Annotated in this window: 20 protein-coding genes; 9 read left to right on the forward strand and 11 right to left on the reverse strand. The window is 58.5% G+C overall.

Features of this window, described 5'->3' with window-relative positions; translation table 11 throughout:
• Positions 1–3: 3 nt before the first annotated feature.
• Positions 4–2,106 (reverse strand): PAS domain S-box protein, encoded by a 2,103-nt coding sequence (locus tag G6K99_RS20785; protein WP_244631556.1) that lies wholly within the window; start codon positions 2,104–2,106, stop codon positions 4–6.
• A 266-nt stretch (positions 2,107–2,372) separates the two neighbouring features.
• Between G6K99_RS20785 and G6K99_RS20790 the strand changes: the two genes are divergently transcribed.
• From G6K99_RS20790 to G6K99_RS20805, 4 genes are all read left to right on the forward strand, one after another.
• A complete protein-coding gene (locus G6K99_RS20790) occupies positions 2,373–2,621 on the forward strand; it encodes a hypothetical protein (protein WP_062459810.1) in 249 nt (82 codons plus the stop codon).
• Between the two features lie 359 nt (positions 2,622–2,980).
• Complete coding sequence (locus G6K99_RS20795) at positions 2,981–3,682, forward strand: gluconate 2-dehydrogenase subunit 3 family protein (RefSeq protein ID WP_174197733.1); 702 nt, start codon at positions 2,981–2,983, stop codon at positions 3,680–3,682.
• A 2-nt stretch (positions 3,683–3,684) separates the two neighbouring features.
• Entirely contained in the window at positions 3,685–5,454 is a 1,770-nt protein-coding gene (locus G6K99_RS20800) for a GMC family oxidoreductase (RefSeq protein WP_062459814.1), read from the forward strand.
• Between the two features lie 11 nt (positions 5,455–5,465).
• Complete coding sequence (locus G6K99_RS20805) at positions 5,466–6,782, forward strand: cytochrome c (RefSeq protein WP_174197734.1); 1,317 nt, start codon at positions 5,466–5,468, stop codon at positions 6,780–6,782.
• Between the two features lie 64 nt (positions 6,783–6,846).
• Here the strand turns inward: G6K99_RS20805 and G6K99_RS20810 are convergent, their stop codons facing one another.
• From G6K99_RS20810 to G6K99_RS20825, 4 genes are all read right to left on the reverse strand, one after another.
• Complete coding sequence (locus G6K99_RS20810) at positions 6,847–7,821, reverse strand: sensor domain-containing diguanylate cyclase (protein ID WP_174197735.1); 975 nt, start codon at positions 7,819–7,821, stop codon at positions 6,847–6,849.
• A 4-nt stretch (positions 7,822–7,825) separates the two neighbouring features.
• The gene (locus tag G6K99_RS20815) at positions 7,826–8,245 is read right to left on the reverse strand and encodes a hypothetical protein (protein WP_174197736.1); all 420 of its coding nucleotides are present in this window, start codon (positions 8,243–8,245) and stop codon (positions 7,826–7,828) included.
• 39 nt (positions 8,246–8,284) lie between these two features.
• Entirely contained in the window at positions 8,285–9,874 is a 1,590-nt protein-coding gene (locus G6K99_RS20820) for a globin-coupled sensor protein (RefSeq protein WP_174197737.1), read from the reverse strand.
• 520 nt (positions 9,875–10,394) lie between these two features.
• Positions 10,395–10,739 carry a helix-turn-helix transcriptional regulator gene (locus tag G6K99_RS20825; RefSeq protein WP_174197738.1) on the reverse strand — a complete coding sequence of 115 codons (345 nt, stop codon included), beginning with the start codon at positions 10,737–10,739 and terminating at the stop codon, positions 10,395–10,397.
• A 281-nt stretch (positions 10,740–11,020) separates the two neighbouring features.
• Between G6K99_RS20825 and G6K99_RS20830 the strand changes: the two genes are divergently transcribed.
• Positions 11,021–11,287 (forward strand): flagellar biosynthetic protein FliQ, encoded by a 267-nt coding sequence (locus tag G6K99_RS20830; RefSeq protein WP_174197739.1) that lies wholly within the window; start codon positions 11,021–11,023, stop codon positions 11,285–11,287.
• A 21-nt stretch (positions 11,288–11,308) separates the two neighbouring features.
• Here the strand turns inward: G6K99_RS20830 and G6K99_RS20835 are convergent, their stop codons facing one another.
• Together G6K99_RS20835 and G6K99_RS20840 are read right to left on the reverse strand one after the other, a co-directional pair.
• Positions 11,309–11,680, reverse strand: coding sequence for a hypothetical protein (locus tag G6K99_RS20835; protein ID WP_174197740.1), 372 nt, complete (start codon positions 11,678–11,680; stop codon positions 11,309–11,311).
• Between the two features lie 150 nt (positions 11,681–11,830).
• Positions 11,831–12,703 (reverse strand): MBL fold metallo-hydrolase, encoded by an 873-nt coding sequence (locus G6K99_RS20840; RefSeq protein WP_174197741.1) that lies wholly within the window; start codon positions 12,701–12,703, stop codon positions 11,831–11,833.
• Between the two features lie 466 nt (positions 12,704–13,169).
• On the opposite strand from G6K99_RS20840, the gene G6K99_RS20845 reads away from it, so the two are divergent.
• The 4 genes from G6K99_RS20845 (at position 13,170) to arsK (ending at position 16,307) form a co-directional block, all read left to right on the forward strand.
• On the forward strand, positions 13,170–13,703 hold the full coding sequence (locus tag G6K99_RS20845; RefSeq protein WP_174197742.1) for a lipocalin family protein: 534 nt from the start codon (positions 13,170–13,172) through the stop codon (positions 13,701–13,703).
• 300 nt (positions 13,704–14,003) lie between these two features.
• A complete protein-coding gene (locus G6K99_RS20850) occupies positions 14,004–14,336 on the forward strand; it encodes a metalloregulator ArsR/SmtB family transcription factor (protein WP_113165418.1) in 333 nt (110 codons plus the stop codon).
• Positions 14,337–14,382: 46 nt separating this feature from the next.
• Positions 14,383–15,090 carry an arsenical resistance protein ArsH gene (gene arsH / locus G6K99_RS20855; protein ID WP_062459832.1) on the forward strand — a complete coding sequence of 236 codons (708 nt, stop codon included), beginning with the start codon at positions 14,383–14,385 and terminating at the stop codon, positions 15,088–15,090.
• Positions 15,087–16,307 (forward strand): arsenite efflux MFS transporter ArsK, encoded by a 1,221-nt coding sequence (gene arsK, locus G6K99_RS20860; RefSeq protein ID WP_174197743.1) that lies wholly within the window; start codon positions 15,087–15,089, stop codon positions 16,305–16,307. The genes arsH and arsK overlap by 4 nt, the downstream gene beginning before the upstream one ends.
• A gap of 46 nt (positions 16,308–16,353) precedes the next feature.
• Here the strand turns inward: arsK and arsB are convergent, their stop codons facing one another.
• The 4 genes from arsB to G6K99_RS20880 form a co-directional block, all read right to left on the reverse strand.
• Entirely contained in the window at positions 16,354–17,424 is a 1,071-nt protein-coding gene (arsB, locus tag G6K99_RS20865) for an ACR3 family arsenite efflux transporter (protein WP_174197744.1), read from the reverse strand.
• 84 nt (positions 17,425–17,508) lie between these two features.
• Positions 17,509–17,943: an arsenate reductase (glutaredoxin) gene (gene arsC, locus G6K99_RS20870; protein ID WP_174197745.1), complete on the reverse strand. Its 435-nt coding sequence runs from the start codon at positions 17,941–17,943 to the stop codon at positions 17,509–17,511.
• The gene (locus G6K99_RS20875; protein ID WP_174197746.1) at positions 17,940–18,467 is read right to left on the reverse strand and encodes an arsenate reductase ArsC; all 528 of its coding nucleotides are present in this window, start codon (positions 18,465–18,467) and stop codon (positions 17,940–17,942) included. Before G6K99_RS20875 ends, arsC begins: the two co-directional genes overlap by 4 nt.
• Positions 18,464–18,817, reverse strand: coding sequence for a helix-turn-helix transcriptional regulator (locus G6K99_RS20880; RefSeq protein WP_092662990.1), 354 nt, complete (start codon positions 18,815–18,817; stop codon positions 18,464–18,466). Before G6K99_RS20880 ends, G6K99_RS20875 begins: the two co-directional genes overlap by 4 nt.
• Positions 18,818–18,856: the final 39 nt, after the last annotated feature.

Here is an 18,856-nt window from a genome sequence, read left to right on the forward strand (position 1 = left end):
GGGTTAACCCACTTTGCGCTGCTGCGCCGTCGAAGACGTCAGGTCATTGATGAGTTCGACAACAGTCTTCGAGACACGCTGCTGAGCATCCGTCGATTGCGCAATCTCTCGGATGGACTCGCCGGTCTTGTTCACGCTGCCGACGATGCGTTCGAAAGCCAGTCTCGCATGCTGCGACCGGTCCGTTCCCTGGTTGACGCGCATGGTCGATTCCTGGATGAGCTTGGATATCTCGTGCGCAGCTTCCGAACTTCTCTCGGCGAGCTTCCTGACCTCGCCCGCGACGACCGAGAATCCGACCCCATGTTCCCCTGCCCTTGCGGCTTCGATTGCCGCGTTGAAGGCGAGAAGGTTGGTCTGACTGGCGATCTCGCCAATCACCTTGACGATATCGGAGATTTCCGTGGAGGACTTCTGGATGAGATCGATTGCCGCGATCGCGCTGCCCAGCGCTTCTGAACCCTGTTCCGCATTGCCCTGCGTCTCGGATGCAAGCGTGGTAGCCGTGCGGGTGTTAGCGGTGATTCCAGCGATCGATCCGGACAGTTCTCCGACAATGCTGGTCATTTGCTGCGATTTTGAACGGATGTCATGCTCGAGCTTGACCTGATCGGTGATGTCGCTGGCATACTTGACCACGCGCACCGTCTCGCCCCGCAGATTGACGATCGGGCTGTAGATCCCCTGAATGTGCACTTCGCGGCCATACTTTCCAACGCGGGCAAAACGCCCCGAAAAGAATTCACCCTTGTTGAGGCGCAGCCAGAAATCCCGGTAGTCTTCCGAGACGATGTAATCCTGGCTGCAGAACATGCTGTGGTGCTGCCCCGTGATTTCGCGAAGTGAGTATCCCATGACCCGTAGGAAGTTCTCGTTGGCGGAAACGACATGTCCGTCGAGATCGAATTCGACGACCGCCTGCCCCCGCGAGATCGCGTCGACCCTTCCCTCGAACTCGATGTTGCGCAGTTTCGCCTGCGTGATGTCAGAGGCGAACTTTACGATCTTGATCGGGCGGCCTGCGAGGTCGAGGATCGGATTGTAAGTCGCCTGAAGCCATATGTCGTTACCGCTTCTGGTGAGGCGTGGGTATTCCCCTCCTTCGAACTGGCCACGTCCCAGCCGGTCCCAGAAGGAAGCGTATTCCGCTGTCTGCGTGAGGGCAGGGTCGCAGAACATCCGGTGGTGCTTGCCCCGGACTTCCTCCAGTGAGTAGCCGACGGCGGCAAGAAAATTCTCGTTCGCGTCAAGGATATTGCCGTGCAAGTCGAACTCGATGACGGCCTGGGCCCGGCCGATCTCGTTGACCTTGCCTTCGAACTCGGCGTTCCGGATCTTGCTTGCAGTCACGTCATAGGCATACTTGACCACCTTGCAGGGGTTGCCGTTGAGATCGAAGATGGGATTGTAGGTCGCCTGGATCCAGACATCCTTTCCGCCCTTGGCAAGACGACGGTACTCTCCGCTCTCATAGCCGCCGCGTCCCAACCTTTGCCAGAATGCCTTGTAGGCGGGTGTTCGGGTTTGGTCGGCTCCGCACAGCATCCGGTGATGCTGACCGATGACTTCTTCCCGAGCATATCCCATCAGGGTGAGGAAATTTTCGTTCACTGCGAGGACGTGGCCTTCGAGGTCGAATTCGATCACGGCCATTGCGCGGTCGATCGCCGCTACTTTTCCCAGGAGTTCCGCCTCTACCGACTTGGTCGCTGTGACATCCATCGCGTACTTGACCACCCCGATGGTCACGCCGTTGTCGTCGAGGATCGGATTGTAGCTCGCCCGGATCCACACCTCGCGTCCGCCGCGTCCAATGCGCTTGAACTCACCGTCGTGGAGCTTGCCCTCCGCCAGATCACTCCAAAACGCGGCATATTCGGGAGCTTCCACGATCTCCGGCTCGCAGAACATGGAGTGATGCCGGCCACGCACCTCGGCCAGCGAATAGCCCATGAGGGAAAGGAAGTTCTCGTTAGCGTTCTTTACCGTGCCGGTCAGATCAAATTCGATGACCGCTTGCGCACAGTCGATTGCGCGTGCCTTGTTGCGCAGAACGGCGATCTCGTTGAGGTCCGAAAGGGTGCTGACAGAAGACTTTACAGTCATGGGAGAGCACTTTCGGTAACCAGGCAAACTTCGAATTTCATCACGAACCCCCTCCATCTGAAGAAACGGCACGACCGCGACGGTCTGATACCCGAATTTTAGAGGCAACTAACTAATGAAGGATTAATGCTAAATTAGAGCCTGCGTCGTTATGCGTCCGTTTCCGGTCGTACTTGCTCCGTCGCGGTAACCAAATCGCTGTAACCAAATTTTGACGGGTTAGCGCTCATCCTTGTCCTGAATTGTAGTGAGTACGGGATAGGAACATGCGTTTCAGCGCTCAGCGGCTTGGCGATCTCGCCGGTATCATCCGGCATCTGAACTGGCGCCTCAGCCCGCTCAGCCGGATGGGTGTCGCCCGGATGGTCAACGACACGACGGCAGCGCTGGAAACTCTTGCTCGCAGCGAGGCCGATCTCTCGATATCGGAGCAAGCTGAAATACGGGCTATTGCCTCGCGGCTGATCGTGATCCTCCAGGACGCGTATTCCGGCAAAACACCGACAATCCACTGACGTCGGCAACCGGCCGTGTCCCTCCCGCCTTTTTGATCGGACCGGTCCTGCTGATCCCGCCACCCGAATTTCGAATGCCGAGAGCGATCCGCCGGCAAATTGACAATTGATAATAATACTCGATGAAGTCGAGCAAGCCACGAACTTCCCGCAGAGGTAGGCATTTGTGCGCACGCATGGCAGCATCGCTAATTAGCGCAAAATTTTTCTCATAAATCGTACCTCATAAGCATTGCATACTCAAACCTTGCGGGTTTAAAGGTCAGCAACGAATGAGGCCATATGTCGCAGCGACGGGTGCCTCACGTTTCCAGCCTATTCGGTTCCGGCCCCCTGTCGGGACACCAAGGAGCGATACAATGAGAGATGTCCCGGGGTTACCGTCCCGCCGTAGCTTTTTGAAAGCTTCGGCGGCAAGTGCGGCCGTCGTCGGCGTGGTGATGCAGGCGAAGGCGGAGACCCCGCCGGCCCCGCCACCGATCGAAGAATACCAGCCGGTCTGTCTCAAGCCCAATGAGTGGGCCTTCGTTATGGCTGCCACGGCGCGGCTCATTCCCTCCGAAGGCGAAGCTCCCGGTGCCATCGAGGCCCGCGTCCCCGTCTTTATCGACAAGGAACTGGCCGGTGGATTCGGTGAGGCGGCAGACTGGTACATGGAAGGTCCGCACGATGCCGCAGCCCATCCGTTCCGCGGCTGGCAATCGCCTTTGACGCCGCTGCAAATCTATCAGCAGGGTATCCCGGTGTTCGACGCATGGTGTCAGCAGACGCACGGCAAGATATTTGCCGAGCTTGACGCCGCAACCCAGGACAAGGCCCTGACCTCCCTCCAGAAAGACGAGATGAAGATCAAGCCCGAACTGCGCGACTTCTTCACGATCCTCTTGCAGAACACCAAGGAGGGCTACTTCGCAGACCCGATATATGGCGGCAATCACGGCATGCAGGCCTGGAAATATATCGGTTTCCCAGGTGCCCGCGGCAGCTACAAGGAGTGGGTGTTGAAGCACAACGTCGCCTACCCGCTCGGTCCCGTTTCGATTTCCGGTGAGAGGGCATAACGATGGCACGCACGGCAAAGAAGAAGGACGTCGTCATCGTCGGTCTCGGCTGGACCGGCTCGATCCTCGGCATGGAACTCGCCAACGAGGGTCTGGAGATCGTTGCGCTCGAACGCGGCCATGACCAGAACACCGTTCCGGACTTTCAGTATCCGAACATGATCGACGAGCTGAAGTACGGCGTTCGTCTCGGCATGATGCAAAAGCCGCGCAACTCGACCCTGACGATCCGTCGCAACGTCGATGAAGCTGCCCTGCCCTATCGCAGCCTCGGTTCGTTTCTGCCGGGCATCGGTGTGGGCGGTGCAGGCACCCACTGGAACGGTCTGAACTGGCGTCCGCAGCTCTCGGAATACCGTCTGCGCTCGCATGTGGAAGAGCGCTGGGGCGCCGGCATCATTCCGGAAGACATGAACCTGCAGGATTACCCCGTCAGCTACGAAGAGCTGGAGCCGTTTTTCGATCGGTTCGAGCATGTCGCGGGGATTTCCGGCAAGGCCGGCAATCTCAATGGCAAGAAAATCGAGGGCGGCAATCCGTTCGAGGCACCGCGCTCGCGCGAATACCCGATGCCGCCTATGCCGGTGACCTGGGACGGAGCCAAATTTGCCGAAGCCGCGAAAGCTGCCGGCTGTCACCCGTTCCCAAGCCCGGGCGGCATTGCCTCGCAGGCCTATGTCAACGAATACGGAATGCAGATGGGCCCTTGCAACCACTGCGGTTTCTGCGAGCGCTACGGCTGCTACAACTATTCGAAATCCTCGCCGCAGACGGCGATTCTCGACGCGTTGAAGCGCAAGCCGAACTTCGAATACCGCACCCATGCGGAAGTGTTGAAAATCGAAATGGCGCCCGACGGCAAAACCGCGACCGGCGTGACCTATTTTGACGAAAAGGCCGGCGAAGAGGTGTTCCAGCCCGCGGATCTGGTAATCCTGGCCGCCTACCAGTTGCACAACGTCCATCTGATGCTGCTCTCGGGCATCGGTCAGCCGTTTGATCCCGCAACGAACGAAGGCGTCACCGGTCGCAGCTATGCCTACCAGATGAACGGCGGCTACACGATGTTCTTCAAGGACGAGGTGTTCAATCCGTTCATCGGCACCGGTGCCAACGGCATGTCGATCGATGATTTCGGCATGGACAATATCGACTTCGGTCGTGAAGGCTTTATCGGCGGTGCCTACTGGCGTGCCGGCCAGTCCAACGGTCAGCCGATCCGCTCCATGGCGCTCCCCGCGGGCACGCCGACCTGGGGTGCCGGCTGGAAGAAGGGCATCGGCGAGTGGTACGGCCACTCGATGTCGATCGGCTCGCACGGTTCACACATGTCCTATCGCGGCAATTATCTCGACCTCGACCCGACCTACAAGGATCGCCACGGTCGTCCGCTGATGCGCATGACGTTCAACTGGCAGCCGAACGACATCCGCATGACCCAGTTCATGAAGTCGAAGATGGAGCCGATCGCCAAGTCGATGAACCCGACCTCAATGCAGGAAGGCTTCAAGAAGGACGGCGCCATGTACGACGTGCGTCCTTACCAGACGACGCACAATGTGGGCGGCACTGTGATGGGTGACAATCCGAAGACCTCGGCAATCAATCGATATCTGCAGGCCTGGGACAAGCACAACATCTTCGTGATGGGCGCCGGCGCCTTCCCGCAGAACACCCAGTACAACCCGACCGGCATGGTCGGCGGCCTGGCCTATTGGGCGGCGCATGCGATCCGGACGCAGTACCTGTCCAATCCGCGGCCACTGGTGTGAGGAGAGCAACGATGAAAACCTTTCTTCGCGTCATTCTCATCCTCGCCGTTCTCGGCGTCGTCGGCCTTCTCGCCTTCATCTTCGTGCCGGTCCAGCGCACTGCCGCGGTTGCCCAGCTCCCGGCTGATTACAAAGCACCGGCGGGCAGTGGCGAATACGCCATGCGGGCCGGTGACTGCATGGCCTGTCATACCGCGGAGGGCGGCAAGCCCTTCGCCGGCGGCCGGCCTATCCACAGCCCGATGGGCACGATCTGGGCCACCAACATCACACCGGACAAGGAAACCGGCATCGGCAATTACACGCTCGATGATTTCCGCGCGGCGCTCTACGACGGCGTTCGCAACGACGGTGCGCATCTCTACCCGGCCATGCCTTACGAAAACTATCGCAAGCTGATGGAACAGGACATCCAGGCCCTCTACCAGTATTTCATGACCGAGGTGCCTGCAGTTTCCAACAAGGTCGAGGAAACGGCACTGTCCTTCCCGTTCAACCAGCGCTGGGGCATTCGCGCCTGGAACTGGCTGGCGCTGGGCAAGCCGGGCTTTGAACCTGTTTCGCAGGACGAGCAGTTCAACCGTGGTGCCTATCTCGTGCAGGGCGCCGGACACTGCGCCGCCTGCCACAGCCCGCGCAACCTGCTGATGGCGCAGGACGGTACCGACGAGAGCAGCGCTGCCTTCCTGACCGGCGGCGAGATCGACGGCTATACGGCACCTGACCTGCGCGGCCCGCAAAGCGCACCGCAGAAATGGTCCACCGAAGAGCTCGCGGCCTATCTTACGACTGCCCGCAACGCGCATTCCACGGCAACCGGCGAGATGATGCTGGTGGTGCGCGATTCGCTGCAATACATGACGCCCGAGGACAATCTGGCGATCGCAACCTACCTCAAGAAGATCGGCAGCACTGGCGGTTCCACGGCACCGGCAACGCCTTCGGCGGCGCCTGAAAAGGCCGAGGTTACCGACACCGAGAAAATGCTGACGGAAGCCAAAGCGGATATGCCGCTCGGTCCCCGCCTCTATCTCGACAATTGCGGTGGCTGCCACTTTGTCAACGGCAAGGGTGCCGCGGAAATCTTCCCGGAGCTTGACGGAAATTCGCTGGTTACCGCGAAGTCTTCAAAGGGCCTGTTGGATGTCATGCTGCACGGAGCGGAACTGCCTTCGACCAAGGACCGTCCCATGCGCGTGCGCATGCAGGGCTATAACGACCGCCTCAACGACGAAGAAGCGGCAGCACTTGCCACCTTCCTGCGCCAGGCCTGGCATAACGACGCTCCGCCGGTCACTGCGGAAGACGTCAAGGCTGTCCGCCGCTAGACCATGACATCAGACCCTGCCGGTTCGTAACCGGCAGGGTCTTTACACGTCGCCATGGGTGGCATCAGCCGTTGGCCGTTGCCAAGGCCTCCGGCGGCCCGAGGATCGCAATACTTCGCCGCGTCAGTTTGGCGTGATACATGCGCCGATCTACGAGAGCGACAAGAGCCGTTCTCGACCACTTGACCTCGCTTGCAAAGCCAAAACCCAGCGCCGCACCGACGCGCAGCGTTTTGCTTCCGATCGTGACGGCGGCCAGCACAGTGTCCATCATCACGGCGAGCCTCTGCTCCTGCATTTCACTGTCTCCCATGTCTGACTGGAACAGGAGGGCAAACTCGTCACCGCCCAGCCGCGAGACGAATTCGCCCGCTCTCAGGGACGACAACAGCCTTTTCCCGATAACCGCAAGCAACTCGTCCCCGACCGGGTGACCGTGCATGTCATTGACGATCTTGAAGCCGTTGAGATCGAAGATTGCGAGCCCGAACTCCTCATGGTTGGCGCGATCTTCGATAAAGTGAGCGATCCGTTGCTCGAACCCAAGACGGTTCGGCAGCCCGGTCAGGCTATCGGTGACGGCCGCGGCTCGCAACGCCTCTTCCTGTCTGATTTGCGCGCTCGTCTGTTCGGTGACATCGGTCAGCGCCTCGAGATCGTAGAGGTCGTTTCCGATCGTGATCCGGCGTGCGGAGATCATCACGGAAATCTCCCGCCCGTCACGATGCCGGATCTTGCCCGACTGCGCGGAGTAATACCCAACCTCGTCAAGGAGTTTGATCCTGGCAACACGGTCTGAGCCATCGACGATCAGGCCGACATCTGTCAGTTTGCGACCAACCAGTGCCGTTTCGTTCATCCCGACGAGGTCCATGTAAGCCTGGTTGACCCGCACATAAACGGAGTTTGGCCCGGCCATCGAAATGGCATAGGCAAGTGGAGAGATGTGAAACAGCGTCTGCAACATTCCGTCCAGCCCATCTCCGCCTTGTGTCACATTGGAAAAGAGTGAGGCTGCCGCCCGTTCATCCGAAAGCATCGGCCTAACCCTTATTCGCTTTAGGGGATTGCCACAGCAGGACGACCGGTGACGGCAAGAACCGCAGATCCACCCGATATTGCATGTCGCAGGTTCTGTCTGTCATCATTCCCTCGCCGCAACCTCGCCCGATGGAGAGGTTCGCGGGTGAAAAACCTCCAGCTAGTTTTGCGTCCACAATACGAGTCATAAACTCGACGACTTCCGTGATCTCTATCCATTCGGCCCCGGCCGCTTTGGATCCCGACCTATACCCTCGGCGACCCGCAAACCCCGTGAGCATGTTCAGATCGAACTGCGCCGTATTGCCGATGTCCAGGTGCTCGAGATTCCTCCTGACCAAAAGGATCAGTTTATCGAGCGCTTGTGCGGTGGAGAGCCCGGCAGCCAGCAGTGCGAGTGGTATTGCGATCAGCATTTTCACAAAACTACCCTCATGATGTGGCGTACCGGGTCGCCAGGCTCAGAATTCCGACCAGCCTTCATTGGCCGCCTTCGACCGCTGTAGTTTGCCAGGAAGCGACTGGATCATTTGTCGCGAAGGCGAAGCTGCAGGAGACTGCGCCCGACCGTTGCTTTGCCCCACCGCGCTTGGCGTCGTTTTGAATCCGGCGACAAGCTCGGAAAGTCTCTCGGCCTCGTTGGAGAGTTTTATCGTCGCCGCAGACGTCTCTTCCACCATGGCAGCGTTTTGCTGCGTGATCGTATCCATGCTGCCCACGGCAGAGTTGATTTCAGCTATCCCAGTCGCCTGTTCGCGCGACGACATGGCAATCGATACCATGTGTTCGTCGATCGTCTGCACCTGTCTACCGATGCTTCTCAATGCCTTGCCCGTTGTGTTCACAAGGTCGACGCCGCGCGCGACATCCTGAGAAGATCTCGAGATGAGATCCTTGATTTCCTTGGCGGCCCGGGCTGAGCGTTGCGCGAGCTCCCGCACCTCCTGCGCCACCACCGCAAAGCCTTTCCCCTGGTCACCGGCACGGGCTGCTTCGACCCCCGCATTGAGTGCGAGGAGGTTCGTCTGGAACGCGATTTCGTCGATGACACTAATGATGTCGTTCATTTGTTTGGATGACTCGACAATGTCGCTCATCGCCTTGACGGCCTGCTCTACGATTTCTCCGGACGTTGCTGCCTCTGTTGCAGAGGCCGTCACGACCGCCTGGACTTCTGTCGTCCGGGTTTGAGACTGCCGCGCGATTGAACTGATCTGTTCCAGCGCTGCCGCTGTTTCTTCAAGCGCCGTGGCCTGCCGTTCGGTGCGCTTTGCCATTTCGTCGGTCGCAGTGGCGATTTCGGCCGACTGCGAGAGAACGAAGCCGACCGTGCTTGAGATCTCGGAAAGAGCACCGTTGAGGCTCGATACGGAATCGTTGAAATTATGCTTGAGCCCGTCGAAACTGACCGCGAGGGGCTGTTCCAAGGGCCGGGTCAGATCACCGCCGGAGAGAGATCTCAACGCACTTTCGAGGGCTGAGAGCGCTGTGTCTTGTTCCGCTTTCAGCGTCGCCTGCTCCGCTTCAGCCTTGGCTCTCTCGTCCGCAAGGACGTCGAGATAGACGGAGATCGCATAATCCATGTCCACGAGGGCCGCTTTGACAACCGTCGTTACGTCGTCTCCGATCTTCTGGCGTTTGCCGCGCACCAGAAAACTACCAAGCTCGTTATCGATGACGGCGCGCACGATGTTCTCGATCATCAACGCATAGCCGCCAATGTACCAGCGCGGTTGAAGCCCAAGCCTTGCATGGGCTTTGCCGATCATGGTGACTTCATCAACATAGGCTTCGTCGAACTTTGCCGAGGAAATCGTTTCCCAGTGTCGAGCCTGTCGTCCTTTTGCCTGGGTGATGTGATTTTCACCGGAAAAGTATTTGGAGGTTTCCGGGTGATGACGGACCTTGGCGTAAAACACATCGAGCGCGCTATCGAGCGACCCGTTGATGATGGGCGCCAATGCTGCGAGTGTCCTGCGCTGTGGATCACCAAGACCGGCGAAGTCCAGTCGGTCGTTAAGCGTTGCCTGTGCTGATTTCTGCGTACTCATGTATGTCCCCTGCTGCGGTCCCTTGGTAACAAGGCATGGTTGGTCTGCCCGCTAAAGCGAGTGCGATCTGTTGCTGACGGGAACGCAGTCCATCACCGGCGCGCGTGCTTCGAAGCCATCGCGGGGCAAGCAAGGGGGCTCAAAAACCCAGATGTCTACCGAACAGGTGTTAGACTGTCAGGTGGCGGCTGTTCCTGATCTTCACGGCCATAAAACCCTCATGGGTATGCGGCGCCACGGCGCCTATCTGGCACCACAAATCTAGGATTCAGGGGATAAAAAACCGTTAATAGTTCGCCCTGTGCTATAGTAGCAGAACTTGATTTAAGCACCTCCATCGTTTGACCGAGGCTATATCTGGCAATCGTCAAGTATAGAGCCAAAAATACGAGTTTTTGCCTTAAAATTCATGCCGAATGTAAGCGCTGCTATGACCGGCAGCGTGCTCATTGCATTCTCAAGACAGCGGTCGATATTGACAGAAGAGAGCTGGGACATCGTCAAGGTCATTGCGTAGGGTCTAAGCGTAGGCAACCGCCACAGCATCGCGAGTCTCTGCGACGGGACAGAATATGCTTTGCATACAGTCAAGAACCTGGCGGACACCTTCCTCGTGAGAGCGATAGAAAACCGTCTGCGCTTGTCGACGCGCCGAGACGAGGTTCGCGTCTCTGAGAATCTTCAGATGTTGAGAGAGTGCCGATTGGCTGAGATTCACCGCCTTTGCGAGTGATCGCACGTCGCGCTCGCAATCCTGTACCAGACAGAGGACTTTGAACCGTGCGGGGTGCCCCATAACCTTCAGTAGATCGGCGGCATCGCCCTCATCGAAGGGAAGAACTTCTCCCGACAGACCGATGTCCATAACGCCTCCAACCACCATTGAATAAAATCGCGTATCTTCATGGACCGAACCAAGTCCGGCGCCACATAAGCGAGCAGGAATACAAGCAAGATATAAGCTTCGGTGGCTAAGCATCTCCGCATTCCGTCTCTGCTTCAATACGCAAATTGTACGTTATTTTATCGCAGTCCAGACGTTTTACGCATCTTAACAATACTTAACTCTGATAACCGCCGAATCTGTATTAAGGCAGATACGAAACGCGGTCTCGCCGCCCACTATACATTCAATGCTGGTGTAAAATGACAGAAGCAGACGCGTTGGGGATCCTGCGGATCTCTGTCTGGGCAATGCTCCTTGCGTCAGCGCCTGCGGTTTTCACCGCGATGGCAGTCGGCCTGGTTATCAGCCTTGTCCAGGCTCTCACGCAGGTCCAGGAAAGCACGCTGAGCTTTGCGCCAAAGATTGTTGCTGTCTTTGTAGCGCTGGCAGTGGCCGCCCCGTTCATAGGCGGCCAACTCAATCTTCTCGTTGTCGAGATTTTCTCTCACGTACAGTCGGGTTTCTAGGCCGGCTGCGATCTCAAGAGGTCAGGCGTCTGCAGTCTCTCGCACTTCGTCGAGCAGGAAGAACACGACCACATAGCGGGTCGCATAGGATCGGCCGCCCTCGGCATCGCCTGCGTCCGAACCTCCGTCGGCCGGGTGCCATTGCTGGTAGTGCGGATTGTTGGCGATCAGCGTGATCGCTTTGCCAGTACGGCTACCGCCAAGACGATAGCGTGTTTCCGCCAACGGCCAGACACGTTCGTAATCCTGTTGCGTGAGACGGACCTTAAGAGCATGGCGCGTTATCGTTTCGCCCTGCGAAACATCTCCCTTGCGGGCCACTGGAACCTCCAGCGAAACCTCCTCAGCCCCATCCAGTATGAAGTCAAATTCCTCAGGCCACGTCCGCTTCATGTAATCGCTCCTCCAAGCTATACCGAGGGTTGCCGACGACTGTATCGTCGTCTGCCGAGACAATATGCAAACATTATCCCCTTCTGAAAAGCATCAAACCGCCTACGGCCGCACTATTTCGTGAGGTTGCGCTTGGCGCCGACAAATGTCTTACCAAGCCGCCACAGGGAAAGCGTCGATCGGGATCTTCAGGTACCTCACACCGTTCGCCTCCTTTGGCGGCAGCTCTCCTGCCATCAGATTGACCTGCAGGGCATGCAGCATCAGTTTTGGAAACGGCAACGTTTTGTCACGGCTGATGCGGGACTGGATAAACTCGTCACGCCCTGACCGGAGGTGGATGTTCTGCGCCTTCTGTTGCGCGACGGTGCTCTCCCAGAGCGCTTCCCGCCCGCCATGACGATAATCGTGGCCGGTGAACAGCCGGGTGTCGTCGGGCAAGTTCAGGATTGCCTCGATCGACGACCACAGATCTTCAGCGCTGCCTCCGGGAAAATCGGCGCGGGCCGAACCGCTGTCGGGCATGAACAGCGTGTCGTGGATGAAGGTCGCATCACCGACCAGATACGTGATCGATGCCAGTGTGTGGCCGGGCGAATGCATGACGCGGCCCTCGATCTCACCGATCATGAACCGGTCGCCATCCGAAAACAGCCGGTCCCACTGGGATCCGTCGGTTGGCATCGCCGGTGCATTGTAGATGTCCTTCCAGAGCGCCTGGACCTTGACCACGTCGGCGCCGATCGCGGTCGGCGCGCCGGTCTTCGACTTGAGGTACGCTGCTGCGGTGAGATGGTCTGCATGGGGATGCGTGTCGAGGATCCACGCGACGTCCAGTCCCTGCATCTGGATATGTGAAAGGAGCGCATCGGCGTGACGCGTGGCCGTGCTTCCGGATTTCTCGTCGTAGTCGAGAACCGGATCGATGATGGCGCATTTCTTCGTGGCCTTGCAGCTTACGACATACTGGATGCTGCCGCTACGCGCGTCGTAAAAACCAGCGACTTCGGGTTGGGCACTCATGGTGTAAAATCCGGCTTGTCAAACGCCTGCACTGGCGCGGCTTTATGATGGTCTGGCCACAGGATGCCCACGAGGCAGGTCTGATTGCAGCAACGCTGTGACAGCGGGCAACACGAGGACATCAAGCGTCACGGCGGCCCCTCCTAAGTCAACCTCTCACGAACGTCAACTCGGAGCCCTTTGCAGCAATCTTGCTCACCAAGCGATAGGGCCAACCCGATAAGCCGCGCCCTTGGATCGAGACCAGCCGAGCAGTTGTTCGCGCGTGGCAACGCGCTTGATTTTGCCCGTCGCAGCCATAGATCCACATCGTTGGCCAGCAAACAAACTGGTTGTGCCTGTGGCGCATGTCTCGGCGACCCTGAATGCGGCTGATGTGTGGTTCCGTTTGGCAACAGCGAGTACTTCCGCGGGGAGTACGGTTGCCTCGAGATCACGCGGGATCGGCAACCGACAGGATGAGCATATGCACAATCTTATCAGACATCTCAGCTTGCACTTTATCACATGCCTTTTCGCGATCGGCGTCGTATCGCAGGCCCTCGCCGCTCCCGATGTCGTCAAGGTCGGGCCGGATCATTACCAGGGGACATGGCTGGAAATCGGGAGGACCCCGATGTTCCTGACCGACGGCTGTGTTGCCGGTTATTCCACCTACCGCAAGGGCAAAACGCCTGACACGGTCATGGTCGAAGACGGTTGTCGTGTCGATACTCCAAACGGTCGCCTCAAAACGATCAATGGGACCGGGAAGATCCAGGATTACGGAACGACGAACGCAACGATGCGCGTCCGCTATCCACTGCTCATTACCTTCACCTACCGCGTGCTCTACAAATCGCCGGATAAATCCTGGTTCATCAGCGCCAACCCGTCGATGTCGGACCTGTGGATCTATTCGCGAACCGTACCATCGAAATCCAAGCTCAACCGCATGGTGCGCAAGGCGAGCGAACTCGGCTACGACGTAAAGAAGCTGGAATTTCCGCCAGCCCGCTAGGCTGATTGGAAAGCATCCGAACGGTTTGGCGTCCACGCGACAGGACAGCCGTTCGGAACGCGAGCTTCTTTGCGGCTTCGAGCCTTGGTTTTATAAAGCTCGGCCCCTACCCTGCGACCAGTTTGAGAGACCGAATGGAGTTATGGGATCGAGCGCGCGGGCTTCGTCACGCGGATTATTTTCGACCAATATTTCAATAATCCTTGAAGTCTTGAATAATTGTTGTTCTATAGCCTTTACAGGGCTTTGAAGGCCGGGCAAGCGCTCGCGCCTGGTCACTATTGGACAAGGAACGAACTGGTGAACGAGCGACAGGTCCTTGATGCGTTTGGCGCATTGTCACAGCAGACCCGACTGCAGGTCATTCGCAAGCTCGTCGTCGCCGGCCCCGGCGGACTGGCGGCGGGTATGATTGCCGAAGCTGTGAACGTGTCGCCTTCCAACATTTCCTTTCATCTCAAAGAACTGGAACATGCGGGCCTGATCAGCGCTCAGCGGGAGTCACGCTCCATCGTCTACAGCGCGAATTTCGAGACCCTCAACGGCCTCGCACATTTCCTGATGGAGAACTGTTGTTCGGGCCAATCCGACGCCGGTTGCGGGCCTACAGAACTCGCCGGGTCTGGGTCATAGGAGCCCCAAATGCGAACGTTTCAATCTCATCCGATGGAGTATCCAAATGGCTGATCTGCCAGCCGCCTCGCTTGATCTCATTTCCCAGCCCGACCTTGAGGCACTTCGACCACCCTATTCGCAGCACAAGCCGCGGATCCTGATCCTCTATGGATCGCTGCGGAAGATTTCGTTCAGCCGTCTTTTGGCGGAAGAGGCAGCACGGCTCCTCGAGCACCTTGGATGCGAGGTGAAGATCTTCAATCCCGAAGGTCTGCCCCTTCCAGATGGCGCACCGGATACGGATCCGAAGGTTCAGGAATTGCGCGCGCTTTCTCTCTGGTCGGAAGGCCATGTCTGGGTCAGCCCCGAGCGGCACGGTGCGATGACCGGCATTATCAAAGCGCAGATCGACTGGATCCCCCTCACGACCGGTTCGGTGCGACCGACGCAGGGCAAGACGCTCGCCGTCATGCAGGTCTCCGGTGGCTCGCAATCCTTCAACGCGGTCAATCAGTTGCGCATTCTCGGTCGTTGGATGCGGATGATCACCATTCCGAACCAGTCGTCGGTTGCCAAGGCATGGCAGGAGTTCGACACGGATGGCCGCATGAAACCCTCGGCCTACTACGATCGCGTCGTCGATGTCTGCGAGGAACTGGTCAAATTCACACTGCTGACCCGCGATGCGTCCGACTACCTGACAGACCGCTATAGCGAGAGGAAGGAAGAGGCCGCAAAGCTCGAACAGCGCGTGGATCTGAAGTCGATATGAGCGAGCGGCCGCCGATCGGCACTATCCTTGCCCTGGGCCTCACCCAGATCATCGGCTATGGAACTCTCTATTACAGCTTCAGCATTCTTGCACCCGATATGGCGCGAGACCTGAACTGGTCGACGGAGTGGATATTTGCCGCACTTTCGGCGGCACTTCTTCTGGGCGGCTTGACCGCTCCCTGGCTCGGCCGGGCCATTGATCATTTTGGCGCAGGACGGGTGATGACGGCCGGATCCGCGATTGCCGCGGCAGCGCTGGTCGCTTGTGCCTATGCGCCGGGCAAAAGCGGCTTCGTCGCCGCTCTGATCGTGATCGAGATCGCCGCCAATCTGGTACAATATGGCGCGGCCTTTGCGCTGCTGGTGCAGGCAAGCCCCCGCACCGCCCAGCGCAGCATCACCTATCTGACCCTGATCGCCGGCTTCGCCTCGACGATCTTCTGGCCCATCACAACGGCTCTGCACGCCCATCTGTCCTGGCAGAATGTCTACCTGGTGTTTGCCGGGCTCAATCTGCTCGTCTGCCTGCCTCTCCACGCCTGGCTGTCCTACGGCCTTGCCCAGGGGAAGTCGCAGAAAGAGAACGGCACGGCGCAAGTCGTCGAGGGGTGCCTCAGCCCGGACGTCCGCCAGTTCGGGTTCAAGCTGATGGTGGTGGGGTTTTCACTGCAATCTCTCGTCAGTGCGGCGATCCTGGTGCATATGGTGCCGCTGTTGTCGGGGCTTGGCCTTGGGGCCACTGCCGCCATTGTCGGCACGCTGTTTGGTCCGTCACAAGTGCTGAGCCGGTTTGCCAATATGATGCTCGGCGGCAATCTGCCGCCGCTGGCTTTGGCAACGATTGCCGCCACGTTGATCCCTGGGGGTGTATTGATCCTCACCCTTACCGCTCCGTCGGTGGCAGGCGCCATGGCGTTTGCCGTTGTCTTCGGTTTGGGCAACGGTCTTTTCAGCATCGTCACCGGCACCCTGCCGCTGATGCTGTTTGGCAGCGCTGGCTACGGCAGGCTGCAGGGCAAGGTCATGGCCGCACGATTGATCCTGTCCGCGACCGCACCGTTTGCGCTGGCGTTTGCCATGGCCCATATCGGTACGCTGTGGTCACTGACCATCACAACAGCGCTCGGGGCCTGTGCGATTGTCGCCTTCGTCGGGATTGCGCGACTGGAGCGCCGCCACAAGTCTGGCGATCATCTCGCGAGCCGTCCGGCCTGAACTAGTACGCTGGGATCCGTGCGTCCTTGGGTGCCCGCTGGGAGCGCTACACGGCCGGGCTTCCTGCCGATTTGGCAAAATATCTGCGGCCCATCCACAGTGCCATCTGTACCAAAAGGATCAGCACAGGAACCTCGACGAGCGGGCCGATGACGGCCGCAAATGCGACCGGGGACGCCAGGCCGAACGCGGCAATGGCAACCGCGATGGCCAGCTCGAAGTTGTTGCCGGCCGCAGTAAAGGCAACCGCTGTCGTGCGCGGATAATCTGTCCCCACCGACCTCGCCATCCAGAAACTGACAAGAAACATGATGAGAAAGTAGATCGTCAGCGGAATGGCGATCATCACCACATCGCCCGGCAGGCGGACCACGTCTCCGCCCTTCAGGCTGAACATGGCGACGATCGTGAACAGAAGGGCGGCCAGGGTCATCGGGCTGATCTTCGGGAGGAAGACATTCTCGTACCAATCCCTGCCCTTGCTCGCGGTCAGCAAGCGGCGCGACAGATATCCCGCGAGGAACGGAATACCGATATAGATCAACACCGCTTCCGCAATCGTCCAGAACGAGACGTCAATCACACTGCCTTCAAGACCAAACAGCGGAGGCATGACGGACAGGAAGAACCACGCATAGACGCTGAAAAACAGGATCTGAAAAATCGAATTGAAGGCAACGAGACCCGCGACATACTGGTTGTCGCCCCGGGCAAGCTGGTTCCAGACGAGAACCATTGCAATGCAGCGGGCAAGACCGATCAGGATGAGGCCGGTCATGTATTCCGGATAGTCCCGCAGGAAGGTCACCGCCAGCGCGAACATCAGCACCGGACCGATAATCCAGTTCTGCAGGAGAGAGATCGCCAGAACCCGCTTGTCGGCAAACACCTGCGGCAGTTCCTCGAAGCGCACTTTCGCCAGAGGCGGATACATCATCAGGATGAGGCCGATGGCAATCGGAATATTGGTGGTGCCGACGGACAGGCTGTCGAGCGCTGCGGGCAGGCCGGTAAAGACAGTTCCGAGCAGCACACCCAGTGCCATGGCGGCAAAAATCCAGACGGTCAGATAGCGGTCGAGGAACGACAGACGCAGTGTTGGTTCTTCGGGACGCATTTGCGGCCTCCTTGGCAGATAGATATCGTCCGCAGCCTTGCCATGAAGACTGCAGTCGCACGGGTTCGGCTTGCATGTTTTGTGTCAGAAGACGCGACGACCGGCCTGGTCGACGACGACTTCGCCATCTTCCTTGGCAAACGCAGCCTGCTGGCCAGCTGGAAGAATATCCAACACCGCTTCCGATGGTCGGCACAGCCTGACACCGGCAGGCGTGACGACGATCGGGCGGTTGATCAGGATGGGATGGTCCATCATGGCATCGACCAGTTGCTCATCGGAAAAGGAAGGGTCGCCCAAACCGAGTTCGGAAAATGGCGTTCCCTTTTCGCGAAGAAGATCGCGCGCTGAAATTCCCATCCGGTCGATCAACTGCTTAAGCAGCGCGCGCGCTGGCGGGGTTTTGAGATACTCGACCACATGGGGTTCGATGCCGGCGTTGCGGATCATCGCAAGCGTGTTGCGCGAGGTCCCGCAGTCCGGGTTGTGGTAGATGACGATATCGATAGGGTTAGTCATGTGACGTCAGGCCTTTTGTTTGTCGATCCTTCGAGCTGACCGATTTCCTGAAGCTTGGCGGTCAAGCTTATCCTTTCGAGGCTTTGCAAAGGCAGCGCGGCGAAAGCCGCAATACGCAGCTTCATGTAGCGAAGCGCTGTGGTGAAGGCGATGCGCTTTTCCGCGTCGGTCCCCTCCACCGCAGCAGGATCCTCGATACCCCAATGGGCGGTCATCGGTTTTCCCGGCCAGACCGGGCAGGATTCGCCAGCAGCGTTGTCGCAGACCGTAAAGATAAAATCTAATTGCGGAGCCTCGGCACCCGCAAACTCGTCCCAACTTTTTGACCGAAGTCCCTCCGTGGGAAACTTGTGGCCAACAAGCACATCGAGCGCCATTGGGTTGACGTTGCCTTTAGGCTGGCTTCCCGCCGAGTAGGCATTGAATTTCCCAGCGCCAATTTTTCGCAAAACACTTTCCGCGAGGATCGATCTCGCATAGTTGCCGGTGCACAGAAACAGGACGTTGAATGTCTTGTCGGTCATGAGAGCGCCTTTTCCGGAGGGCAGCACGGGGTGAGTTCCGCAATCAGCGGCGCGCAGAGCTCTGCGTTTCCGCCACAGCAGTCCTTGAGAAGGAAGAGCACCAGTTCCCGTAACGTCTCCATCTCCACACGGTAGGTAACGACGCGGCTTTGGCGCTGCGAAGAAACAAGACCCGCGCGTGACAAGATGTTGAGATGCGCAGACATCGTGTTTTGTGGCACCGCGAGCGCGCGCGCTATGTCACCTGCGGGCAGTCCATCCGGTTCATGCCTGACAAGCAGGCGAAAAGCTTCGAGCCGGGTTGGCTGAGCAAGCGCAGCAAGGGCGAGAATAGCGACTTCTGATTCCATATATCCAGAATACTGGATTTATGGAATCAGTCAAGATGC

Origin of the sequence: Neorhizobium sp. AL 9.2.2, assembly GCF_013317225.1 — a bacterium.
Taxonomy (GTDB): Bacteria; Pseudomonadota; Alphaproteobacteria; order Rhizobiales; family Rhizobiaceae; genus Neorhizobium; species Neorhizobium soli.

Excerpts from the sequence above, each read along its gene's own strand:
- G6K99_RS20785 (WP_244631556.1), bottom strand. The coding sequence starts at position 2,106 with ATGACTGTAAAGTCTTCTGTCAGCACCCTTTCGGACCTCAACGAGATC.
- G6K99_RS20790 (WP_062459810.1), top strand. The coding sequence starts at position 2,373 with ATGCGTTTCAGCGCTCAGCGGCTTGGCGATCTCGCCGGTATCATCCGG.
- G6K99_RS20795 (WP_174197733.1), top strand. The coding sequence starts at position 2,981 with ATGAGAGATGTCCCGGGGTTACCGTCCCGCCGTAGCTTTTTGAAAGCT.
- G6K99_RS20800 (WP_062459814.1), top strand. The coding sequence starts at position 3,685 with ATGGCACGCACGGCAAAGAAGAAGGACGTCGTCATCGTCGGTCTCGGC.
- G6K99_RS20805 (WP_174197734.1), top strand. The coding sequence starts at position 5,466 with ATGAAAACCTTTCTTCGCGTCATTCTCATCCTCGCCGTTCTCGGCGTC.
- G6K99_RS20810 (WP_174197735.1), bottom strand. The coding sequence starts at position 7,821 with ATGCTTTCGGATGAACGGGCGGCAGCCTCACTCTTTTCCAATGTGACA.
- G6K99_RS20820 (WP_174197737.1), bottom strand. The coding sequence starts at position 9,874 with ATGAGTACGCAGAAATCAGCACAGGCAACGCTTAACGACCGACTGGAC.
- G6K99_RS20825 (WP_174197738.1), bottom strand. The coding sequence starts at position 10,739 with ATGGACATCGGTCTGTCGGGAGAAGTTCTTCCCTTCGATGAGGGCGAT.
- G6K99_RS20830 (WP_174197739.1), top strand. The coding sequence starts at position 11,021 with ATGACAGAAGCAGACGCGTTGGGGATCCTGCGGATCTCTGTCTGGGCA.
- G6K99_RS20835 (WP_174197740.1), bottom strand. The coding sequence starts at position 11,680 with ATGAAGCGGACGTGGCCTGAGGAATTTGACTTCATACTGGATGGGGCT.
- G6K99_RS20840 (WP_174197741.1), bottom strand. The coding sequence starts at position 12,703 with ATGAGTGCCCAACCCGAAGTCGCTGGTTTTTACGACGCGCGTAGCGGC.
- G6K99_RS20845 (WP_174197742.1), top strand. The coding sequence starts at position 13,170 with ATGCACAATCTTATCAGACATCTCAGCTTGCACTTTATCACATGCCTT.
- arsH (WP_062459832.1), top strand. The coding sequence starts at position 14,383 with ATGGCTGATCTGCCAGCCGCCTCGCTTGATCTCATTTCCCAGCCCGAC.
- arsK (WP_174197743.1), top strand. The coding sequence starts at position 15,087 with ATGAGCGAGCGGCCGCCGATCGGCACTATCCTTGCCCTGGGCCTCACC.
- arsB (WP_174197744.1), bottom strand. The coding sequence starts at position 17,424 with ATGCGTCCCGAAGAACCAACACTGCGTCTGTCGTTCCTCGACCGCTAT.
- arsC (WP_174197745.1), bottom strand. The coding sequence starts at position 17,943 with ATGACTAACCCTATCGATATCGTCATCTACCACAACCCGGACTGCGGG.
- G6K99_RS20875 (WP_174197746.1), bottom strand. The coding sequence starts at position 18,467 with ATGACCGACAAGACATTCAACGTCCTGTTTCTGTGCACCGGCAACTAT.
- G6K99_RS20880 (WP_092662990.1), bottom strand. The coding sequence starts at position 18,817 with ATGGAATCAGAAGTCGCTATTCTCGCCCTTGCTGCGCTTGCTCAGCCA.